The organism is Agromyces litoreus (assembly GCF_040496015.1).
In the GTDB taxonomy this organism is placed as follows: domain Bacteria; phylum Actinomycetota; class Actinomycetes; order Actinomycetales; family Microbacteriaceae; genus Agromyces; species Agromyces litoreus.
This window is the reverse complement of sequence record NZ_JBEPKA010000015.1, coordinates 89,547-95,948: the sequence shown is the minus strand read 5'-3', so window position 1 is coordinate 95,948 and position 6,402 is coordinate 89,547. Positions and strand designations below refer to the sequence as shown.

At 71.9% G+C, this 6,402-nt stretch carries 8 protein-coding genes; 5 read left to right on the top strand and 3 right to left on the bottom strand.

Annotation, left to right across the window (positions count from 1 at the left end; genetic code table 11):
- Positions 1 to 449 (bottom strand): hypothetical protein (locus ABME01_RS12300; RefSeq protein ID WP_353828708.1); only part of this gene is annotated, 449 nt, incomplete at its 3' end.
- Between the two features lie 202 nt (positions 450 to 651).
- Complete coding sequence (locus tag ABME01_RS12295) at positions 652 to 1,173, bottom strand: MarR family winged helix-turn-helix transcriptional regulator (protein ID WP_353828707.1); 522 nt, start codon at positions 1,171 to 1,173, stop codon at positions 652 to 654.
- Positions 1,174 to 1,273: 100 nt separating this feature from the next.
- Here ABME01_RS12295 and ABME01_RS12290 point away from each other — a divergent pair, with 100 nt between their 5' ends.
- From ABME01_RS12290 to ABME01_RS12275, 4 genes are all read left to right on the top strand, one after another.
- A complete protein-coding gene (locus ABME01_RS12290; RefSeq protein ID WP_353828706.1) occupies positions 1,274 to 1,849 on the top strand; it encodes an NADPH-dependent F420 reductase in 576 nt (191 codons plus the stop codon).
- A 175-nt stretch (positions 1,850 to 2,024) separates the two neighbouring features.
- A complete protein-coding gene (locus tag ABME01_RS12285) occupies positions 2,025 to 2,273 on the top strand; it encodes a hypothetical protein (protein ID WP_353828705.1) in 249 nt (82 codons plus the stop codon).
- 65 nt (positions 2,274 to 2,338) lie between these two features.
- Positions 2,339 to 3,889 (top strand): lipase maturation factor family protein, encoded by a 1,551-nt coding sequence (locus ABME01_RS12280; protein WP_353828704.1) that lies wholly within the window; start codon positions 2,339 to 2,341, stop codon positions 3,887 to 3,889.
- 39 nt (positions 3,890 to 3,928) lie between these two features.
- Entirely contained in the window at positions 3,929 to 4,759 is an 831-nt protein-coding gene (locus ABME01_RS12275) for a TerC family protein (protein ID WP_353828703.1), read from the top strand.
- An 18-nt stretch (positions 4,760 to 4,777) separates the two neighbouring features.
- Here ABME01_RS12275 and ABME01_RS12270 read toward each other — a convergent pair whose 3' ends face one another.
- Entirely contained in the window at positions 4,778 to 5,581 is an 804-nt protein-coding gene (locus tag ABME01_RS12270) for an MBL fold metallo-hydrolase (RefSeq protein WP_353828702.1), read from the bottom strand.
- A gap of 36 nt (positions 5,582 to 5,617) precedes the next feature.
- Between ABME01_RS12270 and ABME01_RS12265 the strand changes: the two genes are divergently transcribed.
- Complete coding sequence (locus tag ABME01_RS12265) at positions 5,618 to 6,334, top strand: NUDIX hydrolase (RefSeq protein ID WP_353828701.1); 717 nt, start codon at positions 5,618 to 5,620, stop codon at positions 6,332 to 6,334.
- Positions 6,335 to 6,402: the final 68 nt, after the last annotated feature.

The window sequence follows — 6,402 nt, the reverse complement described above, 5'->3', positions numbered from 1 at the left end:
CCGGCCACGATCCCGCTGCCGGCGCGCACCTGGAACGTCTCCACCACCGCACCGCCGTTCCACACGGCGATATCGACCCGGACGCCGCCCTTGAACTCGAGGTCGAGGGAGGCCTGGACGGCGTCAGGCACGCCCACGAGGCTCACGGTCAGGTCCTCAGTGGAGTCGACCCTTGAGCAGGGCACGCCGGTGGAGCCGCCCGACTTGATGCCGATCGAGCCGTCCTTCATTCCCGGTCCCTGATCGCTGCCGCTGATCGCGGCCAGCGGACCGTTCACCGTGATGCGGCAGTTCTTCGCTGCCGTGATCGTCTGGGTGACGGGCGAACCGGAGTTGCTGTACACGAATCGGGTGCCATCGCTGCCGAGATGCAATCGCAGGGTCTCGGGGTCGTCCCCGGCTGCGCTCAGCGTCGTCGCCCCCAGCCCGAGCATGAGTGCCGCAGCCACGGCGGCGAGTGTTCCGAGCGAGCGAACCACGTTCATCCTGACCTCCTGGAGCAGGGGTGATCCGGCGCGGCGGAATTGCCGCTCGGGTCACGGCTGCGCTCATGCTAGCCACGCGGCGCTCGGGCCGTGACCCTCCGAATGGGGTCACGTCGCGCCCGGTCGCGTCGGCCGGCCGGTCGGGGGCGCGGGCCCGTCCGCTGCCTCAGCCGGCGCGCGCGAGCGCGGGGCCCTCGCTGAACTGGCAGGCGGTCGCCGTCAGGCGCTCGTCCGGGTCGAGCCGGGAGAGCACGGCGCCGGCGATCTCGTAGAGCTGGCGGAGCTGCTCGGGCGTGAGCGCATCGAGCACGTACTGCCGAACGGTCTCGACGTGTCCGGGCGCGGCGGTGTCGATGAGCTCCAGGCCGGCCCGGGTGATCGTCGCGTTCGTCGCTCGGCGGTCCTCGGGGCACGGGACGCGTTCGATCAGGCCGCGCTCCTCGAGGCGGCGCGCGACGTGGGAGAGGCGGGGCAGGGTGGAGTTGGTGCGGGAGGCCAGCGCCGTCATCCGCATGGTGCGATCGGGGGCCGCAGCCAGGGCCATCAGTGCGGCGTACTCGAAGTGGGTCAGCTGCACGTCGCCGAGCAGCTGCTGGTCGAGCACGCCGGGCAGGAGTTCGGTGAGGGCCACCAGTCGCACCCAGGCGGCCGATTCCTCGGTGTCGAGCCAGCGCGTGTCATCGCTCATGCCGTCATTCTCCCACATTCAGTTGACACGACAACTGATTGCGGCTATCGTTTTGGTTGTCGCATCAAGTAATCGCGTCGGATGGCGCGGAGAGGACATCATGACGACCGTCAGCATCATCGGGAACGGCAACATGGGCACCGCCATCGGCGGCATCGTGGCGGCCGGGGGCAACACCGTCGAGTTCGTGGGTCGCGACACGGCGCAGCCCATCACGGGCGACCTGGTCGTGCTCGCGGTGCCGTACCCCGAGGTCGCCGGGATCGTCGAGGCACGCCGCGAGGAGCTCGCCGGCAAGGTGGTCGTCGACATCAGCAACCCCCTGGACTTCGAGACGTTCGACTCGCTCGTCGTCCCCGCAGACGGCTCGGCCGCGTCCGTCATCGCCGACGCCCTCCCGCAGTCGCGCGTGGTCAAGGCGTTCAACACGAACTTCGCCGCGACCCTGTCCGCGAAGACCGTCGGCGGCGCGCAGCCCACGACCGTCCTGGTCGCCGGCGACGACGAGCTCGCGAAGCAGTCGCTCATCGACGTCATCCGGTCCGGCGGGCTCTCGGCGGTCGACGCCGGCGCACTCTCGCGTGCGCGCGAGCTCGAGGCGATCGGCTTCCTGCAGCTGACCCTCGCCGTCCAGGAGAAGGTCGGCTGGAACGCCGGCGTCGCGCTCGTCGCCTGACCCCGACCACGCCGCAGGCGAACGCCCCGGAGCCGGTGCTCCGGGGCGTTCGCGTACCGGAACGTGCCACGCCGCCCCACCCCGTTGACTTGCACCGGACCGGGGAGGAACGTGGGAGCCATGGAGCGCGGTCCGCGACCGCGGGCCCCGCAGTGCACCGGGAGGAGCAGGAGCGATGCGCGCCGACCCCTTGAACCCGTGGGAGGACCAGGACCGACTCGGTCCCGCGGGCGACCTCAACCCGCAGACCCCGAACCTCACGGGGATGATCAACACCGCCGGCCTCGCGGACTACGTGAGCAGCCTCACCGACGACGACGACGATCGGGACGGGTCCCGACCGGAGCCGGACGAGCCCGAGGCCGACAACGCCGTCGAGGAGGACATGGTCGAGTCGACCTCGCCCGACAACGCGCCGGGTTGAGCGGCGGGCCCCGCCAGGGCCGTTCGGCCCGGCCCGGCTCCGGCCGCAGGCGCTAGCGTGGGCGCGTGGACTGGAGCGACTGGTTCACCTGGTTCGACGCACGCGATGCCACGGTCGCGCGCGAGGTGCTCCAACGCGGAATCGCCGCGATCTTCCTCCTCGCCTTCGTCTCGACGCTCAACCAGTTCCGGCCGCTCCTCGGCGAGCACGGCCTGCTCCCCGTTCCAGACCTCCTGCGCGCCGTCGACGACGCCGAGCGTCGCCGGCGAGAGCGCATCGTGCGGGAGGGCGGGCGGCCGCCCCGGTTCGGCCGGACCCGGCGGCTCGGCTACCTCGGACCGACGATCTTCCGCCGGTGGGGGTACACGGATGCCCGGCTCGTCGCGGTCTGCGCCGTGGGCATCCTGCTCGCGGCATCCGTCGTGGCGGGACTGCCGCAGCTCGGGCCGCCGTGGGTGCCGCTGGTCGCGTTCCTCGCGATGTGGGGGCTCTACCTCTCGATCGTGTCCGTCGGGCAGACGTTCTACGGCTTCGGCTGGGAGATGCTGCTCTGCGAGGCCGGGTTCCTCGTCGCGTTCCTCGGCTCGCGCTCGGTCCCGCCGCCGCTGCCGATCCTCGCGCTGACCTGGTGGCTGGTCTTCCGCCTGGAGTTCGGCGCGGGGATGATCAAGCTCCGCGGGGACCGGGCGTGGCGCGACCTCACCGCGCTGTACTACCACCACGAGACGCAGCCGATGCCCGGGCCCCTCAGCCGTCAGGCGCACCTGCTGCCGAAGTGGTTCCACCGACTCGAGGTGGTGGGCAACCACACCGCGCAGCTCGTGGTGCCGTTCCTGCTGTTCGCGCCGCAGCCCGTCCGTTCGATCGCCGCGGCCGTGATCATCGGCACCCAGCTCTGGCTGGTGGTCACGGGCAACTTCGCGTGGCTGAACTGGATCACGATCGTGCTCGCCTTCGGCGCGGTCGGGGACGGCGTGCTCGGATGGCTCCTCCCGTGGCTGCCGATCGAGGCGATCGGGGCGCCCCCGGACGCCACGAGCCCGCCGTGGTGGGTCGCGCTCGTGCTGCTCGTCACCGTGCTCCTCGCCTGGCTCGGGCGCCGGCCGCTGCGGAACCTGTTCTCGCGGCGGCAGCTCATGAACGCCTCGTTCGACCGCTACCTGCTCGCGAACGCCTACGGCGCGTTCGGCAGCGTCACACGGCAGCGCGTCGAGGTGATCGTCGAGGGCACCTCCGACGATCCGCTCCGCCCGGGCGCCCGGTGGCGCGCCTACGGATTCAAGGGCAAGCCAGGGGACCCGCGGCGGATCCCGCGTCAGTTCGCGCCGTACCACCTGCGGCTCGACTGGCTGATGTGGTTCCTGCCCCTCGGGCGCATCGAGGAGGACTGGTTCCTGCGGCTGCTCGAGCGGCTGCTCGAGGCCGACCCCGCGACGCTGAAGCTGCTCGCACGCGACCCGTTCGACGGCGAGCGGCCGACCGCGGTCCGGGCGCGCACCGAGCTGTACCGGTTCAGCACGCGCGCGGAGCACCGGAGCTCCGGGGAGGTCTGGATCCGGCAGCCCCTCGGCGTCGCCATCCCGCCGATCTCGATGGGGGAGCCCGAACGCCGGTGAACATGCTCCGCGCGGCATGTCGGCGGAGGATGGGCGAGAATGACGCGCATGGATTTCTCGCTCGAGTTCACGCCGGACCTGCTCGCCGTGTTCCTGACCCTGTTCGTGCTCGAGGTGGTGCTCGGCGTCGACAACGTCATCTTCATCTCGATCCTCGCCGCGAAGCTGCCCGTGGAGCAGCAGGCCAGGGCGCGCAACCTGGGCCTCACCCTCGCGATGTTCATGCGGGTGGGCCTCGTGTTCGCGGCGGGGTGGATCATCACGCTCAAGGCGGACCTGTTCACGCTGTGGGGCATGGGCTTCTCCGGGCGCGACCTCATCCTCATCGCGGGCGGCACGTTCCTCGTCTACAAGGCGGTCGCCGAGATCCACGCCAAGCTCGAGGGCGAGGAGGAGCACACCACCGGTGCGGGAACGGCCACGTTCGGCGCCGTGATCGCGCAGATCCTCGCGCTCGACATCGTGTTCTCCCTCGACTCCGTGATCACCGCGGTCGGGATGACCGAGAACATGATCGTGATCATCACGGTCGTCGTGCTCTCCTTCGGGATCATGCTCTTCGCCGCGCGCTACATCTTCGCGTTCGTCAACCGCCACCCCACCGTGAAGATGCTCGCCCTGTCGTTCCTGCTGCTCATCGGCGTGTTCCTCGTGGCCGACGGCTTCGGCGTGAAGATCGACAAGGCCCTCATCTACGTGCCGATGGCCTTCGCGATCTTCGTCGAGGTCCTGAACCTGAGTGCCGCCGCGCGCCGCCGTCGTCGTGCGGCCGCGGCGGCGGCGACGGAGCCGGTCCGCCTGCACCAGCAGTACGTCGACGACACCGGCGCGGCCCTCGAGCCGGCCTCGCGCATCGACGGCCCGGTCTGAGCGGAGCGACGGATCCTGTCAGGCGCCGCGAAGGTACTCGAGCTGCGCCCGGACCGACGCCTCGGCCGCCATCCGCACGCCCGGGTCGACGTCCGCGTAGACCGCGTCGGTCACGGCCTCGGGGCTCGCATCCGCCCCGAGCCGGGCGAGCGCCCCACGGACCTGGTCGAGGCGCTGCGCCCGGTGGGCCAGGTAGGCGTCGCAGATCGCGGCGAGGTCCGGCAGCACGGGGCCGTGCCCGGGGAGCACGGTGACCGCTCGCGTCGAGTCGGGCGCCCCCGCGCCGATCGCGAGCAGGCGATGCAGTGAATCGAGGTACGGGCCGAGCGCGCCGTCGGGGTGGGCGATGATCGAGGTGCCCCGACCGAGCACGGTGTCGCCGGTGAGCACCGCGACGGCGTCGTCCTCGTCGTCCCGGATCACCACGCAGAGGGAGTCGGCGGTGTGCCCGGGCGTGGCCAGCACCTCGAGCCGCATCGCGCCGGCGTCGAGCATCTCGCCGTCGGCGAGCGGCTCGGCGTCCCGGCACCATGCGGCGTCGATCGCCCGCACGGGTGCGTTCGTGAGGTCGGCGAAGGCATCGACGCCGTCGGTGTGATCCGGGTGGCGGTGGGTCACGAGCACGAGCTCGACGCCGCCCTCGGCGAGGCGGGCGAGGTGGGCGGCATCGTCGGGGCCGGGATCGACCACGACCGAGCCGGCGGCGCCCGCGCCGCGGAGGATCCACGAGTTCGTGCCGTCGAGCGTCATGGGCCCGGGGTTCGGCGCCCGCACGAGCGTCACGCCGTCGGGCAGGGCGGGGGCGTCGGCGATCTCGGCCATGTCTCCGAAGTGTAGCCACGGCGTAGGCTGGAGGACATGGACGCCGCGGTCGACCCGAGCCCCGAACCGTCCGTCGGATCGGCGGCGACCGTCGTGCTGCTGCGCGAGGGAGAGTCCGGGCCGGAGGTGCTGCTCGGCGAGCGACCGCACGACCGCGGCTCCTTCGCGGGCGCGTGGGTCTTCCCCGGGGGCGCCGTGGACGACGAGGATGCCGGGAGCGATCCGATCGGCTCGAGCGCCGCAGCGCGGCGCGCCGCCGTCCGCGAGACGCGCGAGGAGGTCGGACTCGAGGTGGCACCGGACGAGCTCGTCGAGTTCGCCGTCTGGAGCCCGCCGCGCGGCGTGCCCAAGCGCATGCGCACGCGCTTCTTCGCCGGCCGGGCGCCCGAGGGAGAGGCGCGGCCCGCGCCCGACGAGCTCATCGAGCTGGCCTGGCTCGCACCGGGTGAGGCGCTCGAGCGGCACGCGGTCGGGGCGATGCGGCTCTTCCCGCCCACGTGGGTGACGCTGCACGAACTGCGCGGCCTCCGCACGGTCGACGAGGCGCTCCAGGAGCTCGGCGCGGAGGAGCCCAGGGCCTACGTCGGACGCTTCGCGGCCGACCGTTCGGCGCTGTACTGGCAGGAGGATGCCCAGTTCGCGGCCGATGAGTCGGCACGCCCGTCCGACGACCTCGGCCGGCCCGGGCCCGCGGGCCCGCTCCACCGCCTCGTGATGGACCGGCTTCCGTGGGAGTACGTGCGATCGTTCTGACGTCGATCGGCCGAGGACCTCGCAGGGGGAACACCACGGTCGTTAGAGCGTCTAGTAATCAGAGCGTG